General features: G+C 39.6%; 17 protein-coding genes and 1 tRNA gene. 7 read left to right on the top strand and 11 right to left on the bottom strand.

The features are described from left to right. Positions 1-126 precede the first annotated feature (126 nt). Positions 127-2,253 carry a winged helix-turn-helix domain-containing protein gene (locus tag PTRA_RS01625; RefSeq protein WP_058372438.1) on the top strand — a complete coding sequence of 709 codons (2,127 nt, stop codon included), beginning with the start codon at positions 127-129 and terminating at the stop codon, positions 2,251-2,253. A gap of 155 nt (positions 2,254-2,408) precedes the next feature. Then, positions 2,409-2,738 (top strand): 5-carboxymethyl-2-hydroxymuconate Delta-isomerase, encoded by a 330-nt coding sequence (locus PTRA_RS01620; protein ID WP_058372437.1) that lies wholly within the window; start codon positions 2,409-2,411, stop codon positions 2,736-2,738. Positions 2,739-3,088: 350 nt separating this feature from the next. Here the strand turns inward: PTRA_RS01620 and PTRA_RS01615 are convergent. The 3 genes from PTRA_RS01615 to PTRA_RS01610 all read right to left on the bottom strand — a co-directional run bounded on the left by PTRA_RS01615 (position 3,089) and on the right by PTRA_RS01610 (position 4,267). Then, positions 3,089-3,165: transfer RNA gene (locus PTRA_RS01615), tRNA-Ile, on the bottom strand. 306 nt (positions 3,166-3,471) lie between these two features. Then, positions 3,472-3,630: a YqaE/Pmp3 family membrane protein gene (locus PTRA_RS18805; RefSeq protein ID WP_011327039.1), complete on the bottom strand. Its 159-nt coding sequence runs from the start codon at positions 3,628-3,630 to the stop codon at positions 3,472-3,474. A gap of 73 nt (positions 3,631-3,703) precedes the next feature. After that, on the bottom strand, positions 3,704-4,267 hold the full coding sequence (locus PTRA_RS01610; RefSeq protein WP_058372436.1) for a BON domain-containing protein: 564 nt from the start codon (positions 4,265-4,267) through the stop codon (positions 3,704-3,706). 314 nt (positions 4,268-4,581) lie between these two features. On the opposite strand from PTRA_RS01610, the gene PTRA_RS01605 reads away from it, so the two are divergent. Both PTRA_RS01605 and suhB read left to right on the top strand, forming a co-directional pair. Beyond that, positions 4,582-5,247, top strand: coding sequence for a LiaF domain-containing protein (locus PTRA_RS01605; protein ID WP_058372435.1), 666 nt, complete (start codon positions 4,582-4,584; stop codon positions 5,245-5,247). A 270-nt stretch (positions 5,248-5,517) separates the two neighbouring features. Beyond that, positions 5,518-6,321 (top strand): inositol-1-monophosphatase, encoded by an 804-nt coding sequence (gene suhB / locus PTRA_RS01600; RefSeq protein WP_058374485.1) that lies wholly within the window; start codon positions 5,518-5,520, stop codon positions 6,319-6,321. A 71-nt stretch (positions 6,322-6,392) separates the two neighbouring features. Here the strand turns inward: suhB and PTRA_RS01595 are convergent, their stop codons facing one another. After that, positions 6,393-8,174, bottom strand: a complete 1,782-nt coding sequence (locus tag PTRA_RS01595; protein ID WP_058372434.1) for a GGDEF domain-containing protein — start codon at positions 8,172-8,174, stop codon at positions 6,393-6,395. Positions 8,175-8,361: 187 nt separating this feature from the next. Here PTRA_RS01595 and PTRA_RS01590 point away from each other — a divergent pair, with 187 nt between their 5' ends. Beyond that, positions 8,362-9,687, top strand: a complete 1,326-nt coding sequence (locus tag PTRA_RS01590; protein WP_058372433.1) for an IS4 family transposase — start codon at positions 8,362-8,364, stop codon at positions 9,685-9,687. 44 nt (positions 9,688-9,731) lie between these two features. On the opposite strand, the gene secF is transcribed toward PTRA_RS01590, so the two are convergent. From secF to queA, 5 genes are all read right to left on the bottom strand, one after another. Continuing rightward, the gene (secF, locus tag PTRA_RS01585) at positions 9,732-10,679 is read right to left on the bottom strand and encodes a protein translocase subunit SecF (protein WP_058372432.1); all 948 of its coding nucleotides are present in this window, start codon (positions 10,677-10,679) and stop codon (positions 9,732-9,734) included. A 9-nt stretch (positions 10,680-10,688) separates the two neighbouring features. Further along, the gene (secD, locus tag PTRA_RS01580) at positions 10,689-12,548 is read right to left on the bottom strand and encodes a protein translocase subunit SecD (protein WP_058372431.1); all 1,860 of its coding nucleotides are present in this window, start codon (positions 12,546-12,548) and stop codon (positions 10,689-10,691) included. A gap of 19 nt (positions 12,549-12,567) precedes the next feature. Beyond that, positions 12,568-12,903, bottom strand: coding sequence for a preprotein translocase subunit YajC (gene yajC, locus PTRA_RS01575; protein WP_011327033.1), 336 nt, complete (start codon positions 12,901-12,903; stop codon positions 12,568-12,570). A gap of 26 nt (positions 12,904-12,929) precedes the next feature. Further along, entirely contained in the window at positions 12,930-14,057 is a 1,128-nt protein-coding gene (gene tgt / locus PTRA_RS01570; RefSeq protein ID WP_011327032.1) for a tRNA guanosine(34) transglycosylase Tgt, read from the bottom strand. 150 nt (positions 14,058-14,207) lie between these two features. Next, complete coding sequence (gene queA, locus PTRA_RS01565; RefSeq protein ID WP_058372430.1) at positions 14,208-15,239, bottom strand: tRNA preQ1(34) S-adenosylmethionine ribosyltransferase-isomerase QueA; 1,032 nt, start codon at positions 15,237-15,239, stop codon at positions 14,208-14,210. 199 nt (positions 15,240-15,438) lie between these two features. Between queA and PTRA_RS01560 the strand changes: the two genes are divergently transcribed. Continuing rightward, a complete protein-coding gene (locus PTRA_RS01560; RefSeq protein WP_058372429.1) occupies positions 15,439-17,970 on the top strand; it encodes a GGDEF/EAL domain-containing response regulator in 2,532 nt (843 codons plus the stop codon). 211 nt (positions 17,971-18,181) lie between these two features. Next, positions 18,182-18,394 (top strand): hypothetical protein, encoded by a 213-nt coding sequence (locus PTRA_RS01555; protein ID WP_058372428.1) that lies wholly within the window; start codon positions 18,182-18,184, stop codon positions 18,392-18,394. Here the strand turns inward: PTRA_RS01555 and PTRA_RS01550 are convergent. Both PTRA_RS01550 and PTRA_RS01545 read right to left on the bottom strand, forming a co-directional pair. Then, entirely contained in the window at positions 18,391-19,329 is a 939-nt protein-coding gene (locus tag PTRA_RS01550) for a hydrogen peroxide-inducible genes activator (protein WP_058372427.1), read from the bottom strand. The two genes, PTRA_RS01555 and PTRA_RS01550, sit on opposite strands and share 4 nt — an antisense overlap. An 82-nt stretch (positions 19,330-19,411) precedes the next feature. Beyond that, positions 19,412-20,680, bottom strand: coding sequence for an inorganic phosphate transporter (locus PTRA_RS01545; protein WP_058372426.1), 1,269 nt, complete (start codon positions 20,678-20,680; stop codon positions 19,412-19,414). Positions 20,681-20,710: the final 30 nt, after the last annotated feature.

Genomic DNA, 20,710 nt, shown 5'->3' with positions numbered 1-20,710 from the left:
TTAAGTGTTTATTGTTAAACAGCTGTTAATTAACAAACGCACAACTCATCGTGCAACTTTGCTTTTAGCTGTATCTGTAGTTACTTTTTCAAACTGTAAATATATTAAGGTGTGAATGCATTATTTATGAAAACTAAGTCGCCATTTTCAGTAGGAAACTGCCACGTTTCTCCATTTGAAAATAAGCTAAACCATGCTGACAATGAATGTATTTTACAACCTAAATTTATTGAACTACTTTGTTTTCTAACCGAATGCTATCCACACGCCGTTACTCGCGAAGAATTAATTGATAACGTGTGGGATGGTAATCAATTTGTGGGCGAAAAAGCCCTGACTAATGCTATTTGGCACTTACGAAAAGCATTTAAAGAGCTCGACCCTAGTAATACCTATATAGAAACATTGCGTAAAACAGGTTATCGCCTAGCACAACCTCCTCGCTTTACTACAGCTGATGAATCTGCTCAAAAAAATAACAATACACCTAAAACAAAGTACCTTTACCCTTTTATCCTCAGTGTTTTATTAATCATTATTATCTGTGGCAGCTATTTATACTCTTTAAAAATGCCACCAACGAGCAAGCAACACGTAGCAGATATCCGCCTTTATGAACATATAGAAACTATTACAACAAGCCCTGGCCGTGAGTTATTTCCTGCCATATCGAACGATAATCATTTTTTAGTTTATTCTTGGCGCCGCCCAGGTTTCAAAGCTAACTTATACTTACGCGATCTATATATGCCAGAACAAGCTGCCGTTGCCTTAACAGACACCCCTTTTATAGAAGGGCGCGCCGTTTTTAGTCATGACCGTGAGCAGCTATTTTATTATCAACGCGGCGCAGGCAGCAGTTGTAAAATTATAAAATATACGCTCGCAAACGCAAAAAAAGTAACCCTTGGTGAATGTGGTAATCGCCTCAGTACCGATTTAGATATCAACGCTACAGATAGCCAATTAGTATTTATTAGCGGCAATAAAAATAGCCAAGTAAATCAAACTCAGCTTAATTTAGTCGATTTACACTCAAGCCCGCATGCAATCACACAAGTGCCTTGCCCTAATAATTGCCAGTTTTATGATGAGTCTGTGGTGTATTCACCCGATGGCAAGCAACTCGTTGTATCGCGTAATCTACCATCCGGGTTTGAAGAGCTATTTTTAGTCGATATTAATACCGGCAGTGCCCAACAGTTAACATCTGGGTTTGTTGAAATTAAAGGTGTTGATTGGCACCCTAAAAAAGATTTACTGGTGTTTTCAGGGATTAAAAAAGGTAAACGACAAGGCTATTTTTATAATTTCACCACTAAAACACTAACAAACGCCCACGTAGACGGCTTAAGCTACCCTGAGTATGCACAAGATGGGAGCCTATACTTTCATCAGTGGAATACTGATTCAGCATTAATGCGAGTAGCAACTAATAACGCAGTGGCAAGTTCACCCTTCCCCATTTTATCTACGCACTTTAATACTCGCTTTCCTGATTATAATGAACGCAGCGGTAAGTTAGCATTTATATCGAATGAATCTGGATCTAAAGAGCTTTGGGTAGCAAATAAAGATGGTACCGCTCGCAAGCAATTAACTCAGTTAAAAACGAATATTTACAGCCCTATTTGGTCTCCAAGCGGACGCTACATTGCGTTTGTAGTAGCAAAAAGAGGCGAGCATGCCTTTTACGTTTATGATTTTAACTCGCAAACCAGTACCGCATTAACAACCAATTTTAGTAGCCATGGTAAACCCAGTTGGTCGCATGATAGCACCAACGTATTAGTATCAGATGGTGAGCATGTATTTCGTTTTGATTTAAAAGGAAACAACCTAGGACAAGTGATTAAACAATCCACCTTATATGCCTATGAAGATAAGCAAGGTGCGCTTATATTTGCCAACCCCGACGCCAAGCAACTCTGGATCAAGCCCCCTGGTAGCGAAAATGCGCAACTCCTCGTTGCGTCTATTAATTTATCTAACCATACATCCTGGTACTACCAAGAAGGCGAAACACAAGCACTGTCACGCGTGTATTACTTTAATGTAGCGCAGGGCGACTATCGCTTAAGTTACTATGACTTTGCCTCAGCGAGTCATCACGACATAATACGCCTACCTGAGCGTTCATTTAGCAGAACATCTGGCTTAACTTATATTGCTACCGCTGGTTGGTTAATTTATACCTCTTATAAATCTCCGCAAATAGATATTAAGCGAATAGATGCAAAGTATTTACCCTGAGCAACATAATTGTTCATTACGATTACCTGATTGCTACAGTGTCATGATTTAATTTTTTTTAGCTATAAAATTCACTCGCCCAGGGGTTAGCGAGTAACTTGGTATTTGGTATAATAAGGTTCACACATGTAGTAACTCATAATAGGAACGCCTAAATGCCGCACATTATTATTGAACACTCAGAAGACCTCCCTGTATTACCACAAGTACTTGTAGAAAAAATTCACAACGCCGCTTTCCAAAGTAATCTATTTGATTTAGAAACCATAAAAACACGCGCTATTTCCTATCAGCAATATCTACTGGGCGCAGGCAGGTCGGGGTTTATACATATCGCGGTACACATTTTGGCAGGGCGTTCTATTGAGCAAAAACAAATGTTAAGTGAGCAACTACTTGAGTGTTTAAAAACCTATTGCAGAGCATCAGACAGCTTAAGCGTTAATATTTACGATATTGAACATGAGATCTACCGCAAAAATTAATTTATTTTAGCCGTTTCATTAAATTAGTGAACAGTTCTAGCAGCAAAAAATAGCTTAATCACTAACCAAGGTCATTTTATATAGTGACCTACAGGTTATTTCTAACGGGATTAATTAGCTATTTAATAAGCCAGAATGATCATGTTATTAATAATATAGGTATTAGCTTAAAAGCGTTAATAAGTACTCTGTAAAAAATCCCTAATTAGGGATTTTTTATTGTCGTAAAACAATTCTATTTATTATTTTATAATGAGACAGCCACAAATATACTTAAAGTGTAATTAACACAACATAGAGCTATTCATTAGTTAATGATTGGAATGATTTTTAGTGGGTATATTTAAAATTGGTGGCCCCTCCCAGACTCGAACTGGGGACCTAACGATTATGAGTCGTGTGCTCTAACCAACTGAGCTAAGGGGCCAACTTTTTGTATAACTGTAAACAGTTAATTTTTTAAGAAGCGTTTAGCCACATAGCGACTAAAGCGGGGTGCAGTATAAAAAGTTTTTAGGGGCTTGTCACTAGCAAAAGTCTTTATTTTAACAATCAATGGTCTAACTGCTTAAATAGTAATCTTTTTATGGGTGTAATATTAAAATTTGCAGAATTTAGGGTTAATACTGGCAGCTAAGTAAAAATGAAATGGAAGGCTGTATATCGCGTAATTTAAAAATTGAGCTTTAAACAAGCAACTTACAGCCTATATTACGCGACAAACAGAAATGAATTATTTTTTTGCGATAATGTAGATTGCATGTATTACTCCAGGGAAGTAACCAAACAACGTAAGTAAAATATTTATCCAAAAATGTAAGCCTAAACCCACCTGTAAAAATACTCCCAGTGGTGGCAGTAAGATTGAAAAAATAATACGTATAATATCCATAAATACTCTCCTTATTTACAAACAAAAAATTATAAGAAAAAACCCAGCAGAGCTGGGTTTTATAAATACTATGTTACTTTGCAACTATCGTTAGTTTATCTACTACGTCGCGAACATCTTCAGCATTTTTAGCAATTTTTACTGCAAGCTGTTTTTCAGCATCTGAGTTCACTGTACCGGTAAGAGTAACTATACCGTTGTCAGTATCTACATCAATGTTTGTACCACCGACTTCTGAGTTAAATAAATAACGCGTTGTGATGACTGTGGTAATTTTAGCGTCGGTTAAGCCGCTACCATCATCATCTTTCATGTTGTCATGGCTTTTACTGTTCATGTTTTTCACAACAGTAAGCTGGTTATCAACATCGGTTACGCCATCTAAACTCAGTACAAGCTCTTCTGCTAACTCTTTGTCGAGTTCGCTATTAACTTTACCTGTTAGTATAACTTTGCCATTTTTTACATCAGTGTTGATGTCAAAGTTATTGAGGTTAGTGTTCATAAGAAGCACTGTTTCAGCCTTACCATCAATCCAAGCATCTTTACTTTCATTTTCCCAGCTGCTCGCTTGAGCACCCATAGCCGTAGTACCTAAAACTAACGCCGCAATGATAGATTTGTTAAATGTTTTCATAATCTTTCTCCTTTTGATTAAAGACACTTTAACTAATGCCAGCTTTAGGCCAACTTTAATAAACAAGCAAAATCATAAGCTTAAGGTTAAATATAAAATAACTTCACTTTGTACACACCACTTTTTTACCGACTTATCGGTAAAAAGTTCTCAGTAGTGAAAATAACTAGATAATTACCATTTTGGTTAATGGATCGTTAATATAACAAAATCACAAATAGGCTAAAAACATAACAAACTGATTAATAACAATAATATTTTTGGTATATGCTTTGCTTATATAGTGACAATAGTAAAATAAAAGGAATACCCTAATGAGCGTAAAAATAACAGACCGCCCGCAAGAGCAAGTGCGCGAAGAAGTGATTGATCAACTAATTTATAATTACAGCCATGGAGTTATTTCTGTAGAAGCATTTGAAAGACGTTTAGATGAGGCAATGGCTACAAGTAATAATGAAACCCTTGTTAGCTTAGTTGAGGATTTAACCCTTAATACTGATCAGCAATATAATGCCCAAAAGCATTCGCAATTTTCACCCAATTATAGCGCTCAACAATCTAGCCAGAGTGACTTTACATTACGCAGTATTTTAGGCTCCAATGAAAGAAGTGGCCAATGGGTTGTGCCTAAAAATATTTACCTGACTAACTTTATGGGCTCGGTAGTACTTGATTTTACTGATGCTATTTTTACCCACCAAGAGGTGACGATTCATGTTAACTGTATTTTTGGCAGTGATGAAATATACGTACCAGAACACGTCAATGTAGTATCAAAAATGTTTAGCATTATTAGTAGTGTTGAAAATAAAACAGTGGCACTTAACAAGCATCAAGGGCCGACCATCCATATTGAAGGAAAGGCTATTATGGGCTCAGTAGAAATAAAGATTAAGCGCACCATTAAAGAAAAGTTTATTAGCTTTGCAAATCAATTAAAAACCCAACTTTGTGGTAAAAGTGGTACTCCAATGTGATGAACTACCTATAAAAGCATGTTCATAGCTTTATAACTTGGGCCCAGGTTAAAGAGTAAAAAACATGCTACATTTTTAAAGCACTAGAACACATTAAAAAACGCTTTGCAGATTCATCAATGCTGAATTTGTATAAAATGCCCTGCACATCAAGCAAGTACAAAAAACAAACAAAAGTATTTAGGCTTTATTGTTTACTTTATGGTAAAAGTCGCTAAAATACGCCAGCTAAAATATATAAACGTTCTTTTACAACCCAAAGGTAATACCATGCATCCAATGTTAAACATTGCGGTTCGCGCTGCGCGTAACGCAGGCAAAATTATACTTCGTGCAAGTGAAGATTTATCAAAAGTTGAAGTTCAACAAAAAGGCACTAACGATTTAGTGACTAACATTGATAAAGAAGCAGAAGCTATAATTCGCGATACCATTTTACGCTCTTACCCTGATCACTGCATTGTTGGTGAAGAATTAGGCGAGCATAAAGGTAAGGATGCAGATTACCAATGGATTGTTGACCCGCTTGATGGCACAACGAACTTCATCAAGGGTATTCCTCATTTTGCGGTTTCTATCGCACTTAAAGTAAAAGGTCGTTTAGACCAGGCCGTTATTTATGATCCAATTCGTGGTGAGCTTTTCACTGCCTCTCGTGGTCAAGGCGCACAACTTAATAGCAAACGTTTACGCGTTTCTAAAACAGTTGATTTAGGCGGTTCAATCTTAGCTACTGGCTTTCCTTTCAAGCAAAAACAACACCTAGATGCATACACAGAAGCGTTTAAAGCTTTATTCGTACATACTGCTGATATCCGTCGTGCGGGCTCTGCTGCGCTAGACATGGCTTATGTGGCTGCTGGACGCGTTGATGGCTTTTTCGAAATTGGTTTAAAACCTTGGGATACTGCTGCAGGCGAGTTATTAGTAAAAGAAGCTGGCGGCATGGTTGTAGATTTTGCTGGCGGCGTAAACTATAACAATAGTGGTAACATTATTTGTGGCGCACCTAAGCTAACCCAAGCAATAATTCGCGAAATTCGCCCTGTATTAACTGAGTCATTACTTCGTTAATAAAAATTGCATGGTTTAAAAAAGGAGCTTAGGCTCCTTTTTTGTTGTCTGCAAAAAATTATTTATAACGATTAAACTGCTTGTTGTTCTAACCTAGCAACCACACTACTTGGCTTACTACGCTGACATAAAAACAAATGGCTATGAGCAAAGCGCTTTGCTGATTTTTTAGCATTACTGGCCAATGCTGCAACCTGATGGCTATTCTTATAATGGTGTAAATCGGGAGTAACCAAGCCTATTGCCAGTGTTACTAATGGCACAAATTGTGGCTGCCCTTCTCTATTTTCACTCCAGTACCCCTTATTTTTAATATGTTCGGAACTAAAAAACACCTGTGACTCTATTTCAAATTGGCGAATAATATGCTCGCACACTGTGGCAGCATTATTATCATCAAATAGCACCATAAAGTCATCGCCGCCAATATGGCCAACAAAACTGTTTGTATTACTACACGCCTGCATTGTAATATTTGCTAATAGTTTAATGACACTATCACCGCTAGCATAACCAAATAAATCATTAAACTGTTTAAAATGGTTCAAATCTAAATACGCTAATGAAAACGCCTTCTGTGCAGCTAAACGCCGCTCTATGGCATCGTTAAGAGCTAGATTACCGGGTAACATAGTTAATGGGTTAGCGTGCTGCGCATGACGAATTTTTTCATCTGTTATATGTTTTAATATGTCGCGTACTGGCACAATGCCTAAATACTGCTGCCCTCGGGTGATCACTATATGGCGGCGAATATCAAAGTCGCATTCGGTAATTTGCTGACTAACGTTATCTAGCAGCTGGTTTTCATCTACCACTAGCGGTTGCCTGTCCATTACTACAGTGGCCGCACGCTTGTCATACAAAGCATGGCCATAGGCCGCTGCAAACACTTCACTAAGTTGCTCTTTGTGGAGCAAGCCAATTGGCTGACACTGCGAATTAATTACCACTAGGCTGGCAATTAATTTATCTCGTTCAAATAGCGCATGGGCGTCTTTACAACTGGTTTCGCTATCAATTGTTTGCTGCGCTACTGCAAGCCAACCAATAGCCATAGAGTTATTTAACTGGTTTGTATTTGCGGCAAAGCTCAGTGCTTGAACTTGCCTTGCTGAAAGCACATAACTTGGTTTATTACTTGGTCGTTCAAGTAAAAACCCTTGCACATAGTTGATACCCATTCCTTCTAACACAGTTAACTCTTCTGCTCGTTCAATTCCCTCTGCAATCACTGTCGTATTGGTTACTTTTGCCAGAGCTGTTATTAACTTTAAAAACTCTTTTTTAACCACACTTTTATCGCAATGATCGATAAAATAACGATCGATTTTCACAAAGTCTGGGCATAACTCCGACCATTGTTTTAACCCAGAATACCCCGCACCTAAGTCATCAATTGCAATAGTGAAGCCTAAAGAGCGGTAATGTGCCATGGTTTTTTGTAGTAAAAACTCATCCTCGACTCTTTCTTGCTCTGTTACCTCTATCACCACCCTGTTAGCTGCTAAACCAAACTGCTTAATGAGATGCAGTGTTTCGCCTTTAGGATGACTTGGGTCGAGTAACGTTTTAGGACTAACATTTAAAAATAGTTTGCCCTGCAGTTTCAAATGCACAAAGTTCTCAATAGCTTTAGAGCGGCACAGTAGCTCAAGCTCTGAAATCAGACCATATTGATGAGCCGCCTGAAACAGTGTATTAGGCATTTCTAAACAGCTATTTTTAGGCCCTCTGCTGAGTGCTTCATAACCGAGAATGGTCTGCCTGCTAATATCAAAAAGCGGCTGAAACAAGGTGGTAATTGTGCCATTTTCTAAAATTTCATTTAATAATTTACGCTGCTTCATTATTGCTAAGCTCTATTACGATTTGCTCAAGGTAAAGTAGCAAGCGAATATGACATTTTTATGGCAATCTGCAGGCAATAAAAAACCGCCCAGATGGGCTAATGCCGATCAGTTAAGGTTAATTGATCGGTTGACCGATCTAAATGATCGTGAATAATCCGTAATTAGTTTCGCTAATTACGGATTTTTTATGGATATTCAAACAGCTCTTTCGACCACTTTCTCATCTGCCGAGGAATTTACAGCGCTTGATAACTTATCTGGCATATTAGATCCCGAATTACTTAACCAAGCTTTTGAAAAATCGGGGGTCGCCACCGTTCGTAAACGTCGTTTACCACTCGACGCTGTCGTTTGGTCTGTGATTGGTATGAGTTTATTTCGTCATGAATCTGTTTGGGATATAGCCTCTAAAATGGACATCGCCTTACCAGGTAAAGGGAAACTAGTTGCCCCTAGTGCCATGGTTCAAGCGAGACAACGCTTAGGTGAAGGTGCTGTCGAGCAGGTCTTCAAGATGATGGCGTCACGGCATTATAATCATGCCCACTTTGATACATTTTGTGGCTTAAATCTATTAGCTGTTGATGGGGTTGTCTTTCGTACACATGATACGCCAGAGAATAAAGACGTATTTGGATGTGGCTCAACCCAGTATGGTGAAAATACCTATCCGCAAATTCGGATGGTATGCCACATGGAGCTAACGAGTCATCAACTCATTAATTGTGCTTTTAACGGGCAGCATCAAGGGGAGATGACACTCGCTGAAGAACTCATTGAAGGCACACCGGATAACTCATTAACCTTATTTGATCGCGGTTATTATTCATTAGGGCTTTTGCATCGTTGGCATCAAGCAGGGACTGAAAGACACTGGATGATACCGGTCAGAAAAGGCTTAACGGTTGATACTATAAAGAAAATGAGTAAAAATGACCAGTTAGTGCGTCTTAAAACATCGCCACAAGCGCGAAAAAAGTTTACTGACTTGCCAGAGTTTATAGAAGCTCGGCTGCTTACCTACACGCATAATAATAAGCAGTATCAGATTCTTACATCAATGCTTGATGTAATGCGTTACCCATCAAAAGAAATAGCTGATTTGTACATGCATCGCTGGGAAATAGAAATAGGATATCGAGAAATAAAACAAACGATGCTGCACTCAAACTATATCCTACGCTCAAAAAGGCCGGATATGATAAGGCAAGAATTGTGGGGGTTACTAATTGCCTACAATATTATAAGAATAGCCATGCGTGAGGCGGCAGAGTTACTGGAAGTATGGCCAAATCAACTGAGTTTTTCTCATTGTTCAAGGCATATCAACGTATTTCTGTTAACTATCCCACTGACAAGTCCGGGAAATTTACCAAAACACTATGAGCATTTATTAGAAACGCTGACGCTATTTCAGTTACCGACAAGGCGTCATGAGCGCAGCTTTCCACGATGTGTGAAAAAGAAACCATCTAAATATCCGTATAAAAAAAAGCCAGTCAGTGTTAACTGACTGGCATTACCCAGATGGGCGGTTAATATCGGCTCACAAATCTATTACGGCATAGCGTCTAGATCAGCACCTTCTTTTTCAATCACTTCTGGTATTAAATCTTCTTTACTTACACCAAGTGTAATAGCAACTGAGCTGGCAACGTAAATAGATGAATAAGTACCAATAAACACACCAAATAACAATGCAGTAGCAAAGCCATGAATAGTTTGACCGCCCCAAATAAACAAGGCAATTAATACTAAAATAGTGGTAATTGATGTTACTAAGGTACGATTAAGCGTTTGTGTTAAAGAAATATCGATAATTTCTATCGTGTCATCAATACGCACTTTGCGGAAGTTTTCACGAATACGGTCAGATACTACAATGGTATCGTTTAGTGAGTAACCTATTACCGCTAATATAGCCGCTAATATGGTCAAATCGAACTCTAAACCTAATACCGAAAATAAGCCAACGGTAATAATAACATCGTGAATTAAGCCGCTTACTGCGCCTACTGCAAAACGCCATTCAAAGCGAAACGCTACATAAATCAAGATACAAATAAGTGCAGTTAACATGGCCAGGCCACCCTGCTCTTTTAGGTCTTCACCTACGCTTGGGCCAACAAACTCAATACGGCGCATTACTACGCTTTCGTCTGCTAGCTTTAGTGCAGCAATAACTTGGTTACCAATAACTTCAGCTTTTACGTCATCGCCGCGCGGCGCTAAACGAACTAAAATTTCTTGGCTTGAACCAAACAATTGTACCGATGCATCTGCAAAGCCATTTTCGGCAAGTACATTACGCACCTTTTTAAGATCTGCAGGTTGCGAAAAGCCAACTTCAACGGCAGTACCACCGGTAAAATCTAAACCAAAGTTTAAGCCTTTAGTAAAAACCGCTATAAACGACGCTAAAATTAATAACGTTGAAAAACCCATTGCCACTTTTCGAAGAGACATGAAACGTAGGGTTTTGCTACCCAATTTTAAAATTTGCATGGCTACTCCTTAAATTGAAAGTTTATCAACACGTTTACCGCCGATAAATAAGTTGATAATCGCACGCGTACCAACAATAGCTGTAAACATTGACGTTAAAATACCAATTGCTAACGTAACCGCAAAGCCTGCAATTGGGCCAGTGCCCACAGCAAACAAAATAACGGCAGCAATTAAGGTGGTAATATTGGCATCAAAAATAGTGCTAAATGCACTGTCATAACCAAAATGAACGGCTTGTTGAGGGCTACGGCCATCGGCCAGCTCTTCACGAATACGTTCAAAAATAAGTACGTTGGCATCAACCGCCATACCTACGGTTAGTACAATACCGGCAATACCTGGCAAAGTAAGCGTTGCGCCTGGAATTAACGACATAACACCAATAATAAGCACTAAGTTAGCAGCAAGCGCAAGGTTAGCAACCATGCCAAAGCCTTTGTAGTAAATAAGCATAAATGCGAGTACGAATGCAAAACCAAGTGCTACCGCGGTCATACCTGCTTCAATGTTTTCTTGCCCTAAGCTTGGCCCTACTGTGCGCTCTTCAACTATTTGAATTGGCGCTACCAGTGCGCCAGCACGTAATAATAAGCTTAAGTTATGTGCTTCTGCTGGGTTATCAATACCGGTAATACGGAACGAGCGATCAAGGCGTGCTTGAATAGTCGCTACGTTAATAACTTCTTCAACCTTAATAGGCGGAAGCGCTTTACCGTTGGCATCTTTTTTACCTGATGGTTTGTATTCAATAAATACCGTGGCCATGCGCTTACCAATAGCTCGCTTGGTAAAGGCATTCATTTTTGCCCCACCTTTGCTATCTAGGGTAATACTTACTTGCGGGCGTTGGTATTCATCGCTACCTGATTGCGCGCCAGTAATGTGGCTACCTTCAAGAATAATACGTTTTTTAAGTACCACTGGGTAACCGTCACGGCTCATGATCATTTCAGTACCCGGTGGGATACGACCTTGAGCAGCAGCGCTAATATCGGCGTTTTCTTCTACTTCACGAAACTCAAGTGTGGCCGTTGCGCCTAAAATCTCTTTAGCACGTGCGGTATCTTGAATGCCGGGTAGTTGCACAATAATTCGCTCAGCACCTTGACGCTGTACGTTTGGCTCAGCAACACCAATTTGGTTAATACGGTTACGAATAATCGTTTCGTTTTGCTTGATAGCGTAATCACGAATTTCTTTGAGTTTTTGCTCACTCATAGTCGCATAAAATGCGTTATCGTTACTGCTATCATCTATGTATACATTCAATGGATACTGCGTTTTTAAGAAGCGCTCTGCAGCGTCTTTATCTTCTTCGCTGCGCATTTCTACACGCATACGATCAGAGCCCGCTACACGGCGAACACTGCGATAACGAAGCTTTTCTTCACGTAGGTCGCTACGAAAGTCTTCTTCCATTTGCTCAAGCTGGTTATCAACGGCTGTCGCCATGTCAATTTCCATGGTGAAATGCACACCACCACTTAAGTCTAAGCCTAGCTTCATTGGGTTGCCGCCAACCGCTTTTAACCAAGCTGGTTGCGCTGGAGCCATGTTTATAGCAGAAATGTAATCATCGCTAAGAGAGTCACGCAATAAATCTTGCGCTTTTAGCTGCTCTTCAACGTTTCTAAAGCGAACGAGTATTTGCCCATCTTCTAGTTTCGTTGATTTAACGCTAACGTTATGTTTTTTGAGGGTTGCGTTTACTTTGTCTATTACACTGAGATCAACATCAGCACCTTTAGCGCCAGAAACTTGTATAGCCGGATCGCGGCCATACAAGTTTGGAGAGGCATATAAAAGGCCAACGGCTACCACAGCTAAAACAAGTAAATACTTCCAAAGTGGAAACTTGTTTAACACGGGGTCGTCCTTATTATTTTTATAGCGACTTCATTGTGCCTTTTGGCAATACCGCAGTTACGGCTGATTTTTGTACTGTTACTTCTGCTTGCTCGTTTAATGAGATAACAACAAAATCTTTATCATCTGCAATTTTTACGATTTTACCCACTAAACCGCCTTGGGTAAGTACTTCATCACCTTTAGCCATCGCGCTCATTAAGCTTTTATGCTCTTTAACACGCTTAGCTTGCGGGCGATAAATCAAAAAGTAAAAAACCAAACCGAAAATAGCTAACATTATTAGCATTTCCATTCCGCCACCGGCAGATGCAGAACCAGTACTTGCGTGGGCATTCGAAATAAATAAACTCATGATACTTCCTCTTTAATTTTTAAAATTTAATTTGTTATATCTGCAAGCTCTGGCACGTCTTGGCCACGGCGAGCATAAAAATCCTGAACGAACTCATCTAACTTACCTGCGCTAATTGCGTTACGTAAGCCTTCCATAACACGTTGATAATAACGTAAGTTATGAATAGTATTTAGTCGTGCGCCTAAAATTTCGTTACATTTATCAAGGTGATGTAAATAGGCACGTGAATAGTTTCCACAGGTATGGCAATCACACTCAGGGTCAAGCGGGCCAGTATCTGTTTTATGTACCGCGTTACGTATTTTAACCACACCTGTGGTAATAAATAAATGACCATTACGGGCGTTACGGGTTGGCATAACACAGTCAAACATATCAATACCACGGCGTACCGACTCAACTAAGTCTTCTGGCTTACCTACACCCATTAAATAACGTGGTTTGTCTGCTGGCATTTTATACGCGCAATGATCAAGAATATTGATCATTTCGTTTTTCGGCTCACCTACCGATAAACCACCTAGCGCATAGCCGTCAAAGCCTATTTCTTCAAGTCCGGCTTGCGATTGTGCACGTAACTCTGGGTACATACCACCTTGAATAATACCAAATAGTGCAGATGGGTTGTCGCCATGGCCTTCTTTTGAGCGTTTAGCCCAGCGAAGTGACAATTCCATTGAATCTTTAGCTTCTTTTTCGGTAGCAGGGTACGGTGTGCATTCGTCAAAAATCATCACGATATCTGAACCCAAGTCACGCTGTACTTGCATTGATGATTCTGGCGTCATCATAATTTTCTCGCCATTTACTGGGGAGCTAAATAATACGCCTTCTTCGGTAATTTTACGCATAGCACCTAGGCTAAACACCTGGAAGCCACCTGAGTCAGTTAGAATCGGAAAATCCCAATTCATAAACTTATGTAAACCACCGTGTTGCTTAATGATTTCAGTACCTGGGCGCAGCATTAGGTGAAACGTATTACCCAAACAAACTTGCGCGCCTGTTGCTTTTACTTCATCCGGTGTCATGCCTTTAACAGTACCGTAAGTACCTACAGGCATAAATGCTGGAGTTTCTATTACACCACGGTCAAAAATCAAGCGGCCGCGGCGCGCTTTACCGTCTGTCGTGTCTAATTCAAATTTCATATTGTCCTCAATGTCGGAAAAACAGTCCAACAAGCTATAATTTAACCGCTCGATTCTACCCTTTTTACTGCGTTAATACTATTAACTGCGGTAAATTCAATGCTGATTTAAAAGCAAATAGCCAGCTTAAACAAGTAAATTTTGTGGTGTTTATTTACGGGTTAAAAACATCGCATCGCCATAACTAAAAAAACGATACTGCTGCTCTATGGCGGTGTTATATGCGCCCATAATATTGTTTTGTCCGGCAAAGGCACTTACCAGCATGATAAGCGTTGACTCAGGTAAGTGAAAGTTAGTGATCATGGCATCAACTACATTAAATTGATAACCCGGATAAATAAATATATCGGTATCACCAAAGTAAGTATCTAACTTGCCACCGTGTACTTTTGCTGCCGACTCTAGCGAGCGTACAGACGTTGTACCTATGGCAATAACACGGCCACCATTGGCTTTAGTGTTTGCTACAGCGGCAACCACATCATCTGGCACTTCTATGTATTCTGAGTGCATAATGTGCTCATCTACCGTGGCAACACGCACCGGTTGAAACGTCCCCGCTCCAACATGCAGTGTAACAAAGGCCATTTGTACGCCTTTATTTTTTAGTGCAGCCATTAACTTATCGTCAAAGTGCAAACCGGCGGTAGGAGCCGCAACCGCTCCAGGCTTTTCGCCGTATACGGTTTGATAACGCTCACGATCGGCCTCGTTATCAGGGCGATCTATATACGGCGGTAATGGCATATGGCCAATATCATTTAATATATCGAGTACGTTTTGGCTATGATCAAACTCCAGCTCAAATAAGGTATCGTGACGCGCAACCATGGTTGCTTTTGCCTTACCTTCAAGAATTACTTCGTTGCCAGGCTTTAGCGATTTACTCGCACGTACATGTGCCAGCACTCTATGCTCATCAAGCACACGCTCTACTAATACTTCAACTTTTCCGCCTGACGCTTTTTGACCAAACATACGGGCAGGTATTACTCGCGTGTTATTAAACACCAACAAGTCGTTTTCGTTAACTAATTCAAGCAAATCACTAAATACTTTGTGCTCAACTACACCACTTGGGCCATCTAGGCTCAATAAGCGGCTACTTGTTCTGTCTTGCTTAGGAAAACGAGCAATTAATTCGTCGGGAAGGTCAAAGCTAAAATCAGCCACGCGCATAGTTGGTAATCCACATCATTTAAAGTCGCGCCAAGTGTATATCTATCGCTTATGAAGCTCAAGAAATCAGATAAATTCTCATTAAATTACACTTGTTTTACAGCATTTATTATCATGCTGTAAATACGCTTGTCCTGAGCGGTAAATATCATTACTCTTACCCTTTTGAATAATCGTGATTTTTAGGGGTACTCTAAACGTGGTAAATCAGCTTAAATTGCTAATATTAAACGCCAGCAGTGCTGAGCGTGGCACTATTCGAGCCACTTTAGAGAAATTAAATGTTTTTGAATTTATAGAAGTATCAGATAGCCAACAAGCTTTAAAAATATTAAAAAAACAAGCCGTTAATATTATTATTACCGGCCTTGATGTAGGTAAAATTGATGGCTGGCGCTTCTCAAGAATGATTCGCTCGGGCTTATTAAACACTCCTAAAAATACCCCAATCTTACTTATTCCCCCTATTTATTGTGAACGAATAGCTGAAACTACTGCCCGCAGCTACGGTATTGATGCAGTATTACCTTTTGAGCGCCAAGACATGCTACCGCAAGTGCTGGCAAGTGTGCTCGCTAATCATTTAGAAAAAAGCAGCCGTTTAAATCTATTACTGTTAGAGCCAACTAACACTAAAGCCAATGAAATCAGCAAGCCGTTACTGCTCAATTTTTCGATCACCCATGTTACCTCGAGCCAAGCCGCGCTTAATGCTTATAATCAGCAACAATTTGCAATTGTTTTACTCGACGCAACCGCGGCAAGAGCAGAAGAGTCGAGCGTGCTAGTATCTGAAATTTTACAACATAATCCTATGCAAGCAATTGTAACTATTATAGATAGTGATGATGCAGATTATGCGGAGCAGCTTTTACTTTCCGGCGTAACCGACTTTATACGCGCCCCATACGATCCGCCATTTTTAAATAAAGTATGCGACCATGCAGCGCGCCGCGAAGACTTTATGGTGAGCTATGCCGAGTTTGCTAACAAAGTAGAACAACTGAGCTTAAGCGAAGTGCGATACCGAGATTTATTTTCTGCGCATCAACGTATTTTATTGCATTTAAATACTGTCGTTCTAGAACTGGATCAGCAAGGGCTTATTCGCTTTATCAACCCTGCGTGGGAAGCATTAAGCGGCTTTGGCGTTAAGTCGACACTACAACAGCAATTAACTAATTTTTGTATTGCTGAATGCCAAGTAAAACTACAAGCAACAATAGACGACATTCTTTGTGGTGGTGAGTACAAACAACAAGTTGAAATAAGGCTACAGCATAAAAATGGCAGCCAAATTTGGGTTGAATGTCGGCTACAGCTCATACAAAATAGCCATAATAACGCCACTATTACCGCCACAATCGACAATATTCATGAACGTAAACAAGCGGAACTGCAACTGCGCCATTTGGCACTTCACGATACGCTTACAGGCCTGCATAACCGCTATTACTTTGACCAACAGCTGAATCGTATTTGCCAACCTCAGCACACCCATTCAGATATTGAACACGCGCTTATTTATATCGATTTAGATCACTTTAAAATAATTAACGACAGTAAAGGCCATCAGCAAGGCGATATTGTTTTAAAAGAAGTAGCGCAATTATTTATAACAAACATAAGTACCGAACATTTAGTGTTCAGAGTTGGCGGCGACGAGTTTGCAGTGATCCTCAAACATACTAACTTGCTTGACGCGCATTTAATTGCCGAAGGTATATGTAACGCGATTGAACAAAATCAATTTAAATCTGAAGAGCAAATATACTCAATCAGTTGCTCAATTGGTTTAACTCAAATTACCGAAGAAAATTGCGACCCGAGCGAATGTTTAAAACAAGCAGATATTGCCCTGTATATCGCTAAAAATTTAGGTCGGAATTTAGTACATTGCTATGCAAAACAAGATGCCCATAACAATACGCTACAAACAGGTTTAGAGTGGGGGCATGGTATTCGCCAAGCGCTACAACAAGACAGTATTGAACTGCATTACCAACCAATTTGGGATTTTAGGCGCAATGAAGTGGCTTACTTTGAAGTGCTGCTGCGCTTAAAAATAAATGATGAGCTAGTTTTTCCTAATCAATTTATTCCTTCATTAGAAATGCTAAACGATACTTTTTTAATGGATCAATGTGTTATTCGTAACACAATTGCTAATGTTGCTCTCTACCCAGAACTTAACCAAGTAGCTATAAATCTCTCTGCGCAGTCATTTTTAGATGAGCGTTTAGTGCCATTAATAGAGTCAAATTTAGCAAAGTATCAGGTTTTACCAACACAAATAATTTTTGAAATTACCGAATCTGCCAGCATTAACAACTTAGCAGCTACGCGTAAAATGATTGAAAAGCTCAATATTTTAGGCTGCCACTTTTCGATTGACGATTTTGGCACCGGCTTTAGTACCTTTAATTACTTGAAACAACTGCCAGCACAGCATGTAAAAATTGACGGCTCATTTGTTTGCGATATGCTCAACGACCCTATTGATTTAGCATTAGTAAAGGCCATTAACGACATTAGTCATTCACTCGATAAGCGCTCTGTGGCTGAATATGTAGAAACCGAAGAAGTGTTTTTTGCATTAAAAGAAATTGGCGTTGACTACGGCCAAGGCTATTTTATAGCTCGCCCTATGCCTATTAAAGGTGTTAAAAGTGAACTTGAAAAGATTTTAAAAAATAAAACGTTTTACCAACAACTACCTAGCAAAAAATAAACAGCTGTAAACAAAATTAAGCTCTTTACTACTATCATAATTATCTTTCTCGGCTATACTTTACTTACAAATCAGTAAATGTCGCGCAATTAATACGATAAGCGCAAAAAAACATGACATTGCAAATCAACCCAAATAAGACGACAATTTTTTTGGATGTTGGATGTTGGATGTTGGATGTTGGATGTTATTAGAGTTTAAGGAGATAAATATGACACAGCTAGTTGTTTTATTACTACTTATGCATTTTGCAATTGCGTTTCAGTGTTACCGATATGCACACATTAAAGGTTATCCGGTTCGGGTATTTACTGTATTAGGGCTAGTGCCTTACTTTAACCTGGTTGTTTGGGTTTATTTACTTTTTTTACCTAAACTAGAACCATATGAAAGCCATAACCATGGAAACAAGCAGCTATCCTAGCTGCTTGTTGCTCTATCTTTAGCAAAGTCTAAACTACATTGATGTTTTAAAAACACCTCTAATTGCTGACTGAATAATTTAAAGTCGCGAATTCGCCCGGTTGTTTTACGCCACAAAATACCAATTTCACGGTACGCCTCATTCGCCGATGGGGTTGCTAGCATATTTTTATTATCTAAAATGCCGGCATTAATCGCCATTTGCGGTAAAAAAGTCACCCCCAACTGATACTCCACCATGCTCAATAAAGTATGCAAGCTGGCTGCTTCAAACGGGTTTATGCAGCTGACACGGTTTAAATGACATGCACTAAGCGCGTGTCCGGTCATACAGTGCTCACGTTCTAATAAGAACACGCTGGCGTCGGGTAATAAGTTAAAGTCTTGCACGTTCTTTGCTGGCGTGTAGTCTTTGTGATGTACCAAACTAAAGTGATCTCTAGCTAACACCTGAGTATGAAACTTATCGGTTTGATAAGGTAGTGCTAATAAGGCTAAATCTATCTGACCATGCTCTAATTTATCGAGTAACTTATCGCTAGTATCTTCTACTAATACCAGTTCTAAATCGCAAAATTCTTGCTTGCAAAAGTGATACAAAGGCGCGGCAATAAAGCTGGCAATAGTAGGAATAACCCCTACGGTTAACTTACCACTCAGCGGCGTTAAAAAGCTTTTAGTGAGCTCTTTTAAACTAATTGTGTCGTGAATGATTTTGCGCGAACGTTCAACTACTTCCTCACCAATGGTGGTAAACATTAAACTGCGGTTTTCACGTTCAATAAGTTGGCAGCCTAATGTTTCTTCTAAGTTTTGAATGGCTGTACTTAATGTTGATTGGCCAATAAAGCACGCACTAGCAGCGCGGCCAAAATGTTGGTATTGATGTACTGCAAGTAAATACTGCAGCTGTTTTATACTCGGAAGATTAGTCATTTTGTCTTTCCACAAATAAAAAGACCCCAACACCTAGGGCATTGAGATCTTTTCAAGCTAAAAGTCTTTAAGTACTTTTTTATTAAACCCCAAATGCGGTTCTTAGTACGTAGAAAATAACAATAGCAAGGCCTGCGCCCACTGGCAATGTAATTACCCAAGAAACTACAATGTTTCTAATAACACCCATGTTCAGTGCGGCAATACCGCGTGCCATACCTACACCCAACACCGCACCCACTAAGGTTTGCGTAGTTGAAATTGGTAAGCCTGTGCCAGATGCAATTACAACTGTAGAAGCAGCAGCTAATTCAGCAGCAAAACCACGGCTAGGAGTTAAATGTGTGATCCCTTCGCCAATCGTTTTAATTACTTTTTTACCTAAAATAGCTAAACCGGCCACAATACCAAAACCACCTAGTGGTAATATCCACCAAGCAATAGCCGCTTGTTTTGCAATTTCACCGTTGTTTTCAACAATACTTACCACAGCCGCAAGAGGACCAATAGCATTAGCAACGTCGTTAGAACCATGAGCAAATGCCATACAACAAGCCGTTAAGACCATAAGTACTGCAAAGACTTTTTCAACGTTATTAAATTGCATTTTTTTATCGGCCTGAGGGTCGATTTTTAAACGTGAAATTGCAATTTTACCAATAAAGCCTACTACTACTGCAATCGCAATAGATAGCCCAATACCTTCCATGGTGCCTAAGTTAATACCAATATGCTTTAAGCCTTTTTTAATTGTCACAAGTGACATAATAAAGCCAGCTAAGCCCATATAAATTGGCACAAAACGTTTAGCATTTTTAAGCGGAGTAGCCGTATCAAAAATAAGCTTTTGTGCGCTCATGAATATTAAGTAGGCAATAAAACCCGATATAGCAGGCGTTACTATCCAACTACCAACAATTCCTGCAACCTTGTTCCAATGAATCGCTTCACTGCCTACTGCAACTAAAGCAAAACCTATAATAGCGCCAATAATAGAGTGAGTAGTTGATACTGGCCATCCTAAGAATGATGCCATTAATAGCCAGGCACCTGCAGCAAAAAGCGCAGAAATCATACCTAATATCATTAATTCAGGAATATCCATAAATGGCGTTGAATCAATAATGCCATTACGAATTGTCGATGTAACTTCGCCGCCGGCCAAGTAAGCACCTGCAAACTCAAAGATCATCGCGATAAAAATCGCTTGTTTAATCGTTAGCGCTTTAGAGCCTACTGATGTGCCCATTGCATTGGCAACATCATTTGCGCCAATACCATAAGCCATAAAAAAGCCAACTGCTGCGGCAATTAAAATTAATACCGTGCCGTAAGATGCAATGATATCCATTGTGTAACCTTAATCTATCGTTTTTGAACT

Source organism: Pseudoalteromonas translucida KMM 520, assembly GCF_001465295.1.
In the GTDB taxonomy this organism is placed as follows: Bacteria; Pseudomonadota; Gammaproteobacteria; order Enterobacterales; family Alteromonadaceae; genus Pseudoalteromonas; species Pseudoalteromonas translucida.
This window is presented reverse-complemented; position numbering and strand designations above follow the sequence as displayed.

Bases quoted from the DNA above. Each gene is read 5' to 3' on its own strand.
- PTRA_RS01625 (WP_058372438.1), top strand. From the start codon at position 127: ATGAAAACTAAGTCGCCATTTTCAGTAGGAAACTGCCACGTTTCTCCA.
- PTRA_RS01620 (WP_058372437.1), top strand. From the start codon at position 2,409: ATGCCGCACATTATTATTGAACACTCAGAAGACCTCCCTGTATTACCA.
- PTRA_RS18805 (WP_011327039.1), bottom strand. From the start codon at position 3,630: ATGGATATTATACGTATTATTTTTTCAATCTTACTGCCACCACTGGGA.
- PTRA_RS01610 (WP_058372436.1), bottom strand. From the start codon at position 4,267: ATGAAAACATTTAACAAATCTATCATTGCGGCGTTAGTTTTAGGTACT.
- PTRA_RS01605 (WP_058372435.1), top strand. From the start codon at position 4,582: ATGAGCGTAAAAATAACAGACCGCCCGCAAGAGCAAGTGCGCGAAGAA.
- suhB (WP_058374485.1), top strand. From the start codon at position 5,518: ATGCATCCAATGTTAAACATTGCGGTTCGCGCTGCGCGTAACGCAGGC.
- PTRA_RS01590 (WP_058372433.1), top strand. From the start codon at position 8,362: ATGGATATTCAAACAGCTCTTTCGACCACTTTCTCATCTGCCGAGGAA.
- secF (WP_058372432.1), bottom strand. From the start codon at position 10,679: ATGCAAATTTTAAAATTGGGTAGCAAAACCCTACGTTTCATGTCTCTT.
- yajC (WP_011327033.1), bottom strand. From the start codon at position 12,903: ATGAGTTTATTTATTTCGAATGCCCACGCAAGTACTGGTTCTGCATCT.
- tgt (WP_011327032.1), bottom strand. From the start codon at position 14,057: ATGAAATTTGAATTAGACACGACAGACGGTAAAGCGCGCCGCGGCCGC.
- queA (WP_058372430.1), bottom strand. From the start codon at position 15,239: ATGCGCGTGGCTGATTTTAGCTTTGACCTTCCCGACGAATTAATTGCT.
- PTRA_RS01555 (WP_058372428.1), top strand. From the start codon at position 18,182: ATGACACAGCTAGTTGTTTTATTACTACTTATGCATTTTGCAATTGCG.
- PTRA_RS01550 (WP_058372427.1), bottom strand. From the start codon at position 19,329: ATGACTAATCTTCCGAGTATAAAACAGCTGCAGTATTTACTTGCAGTA.
- PTRA_RS01545 (WP_058372426.1), bottom strand. From the start codon at position 20,680: ATGGATATCATTGCATCTTACGGCACGGTATTAATTTTAATTGCCGCA.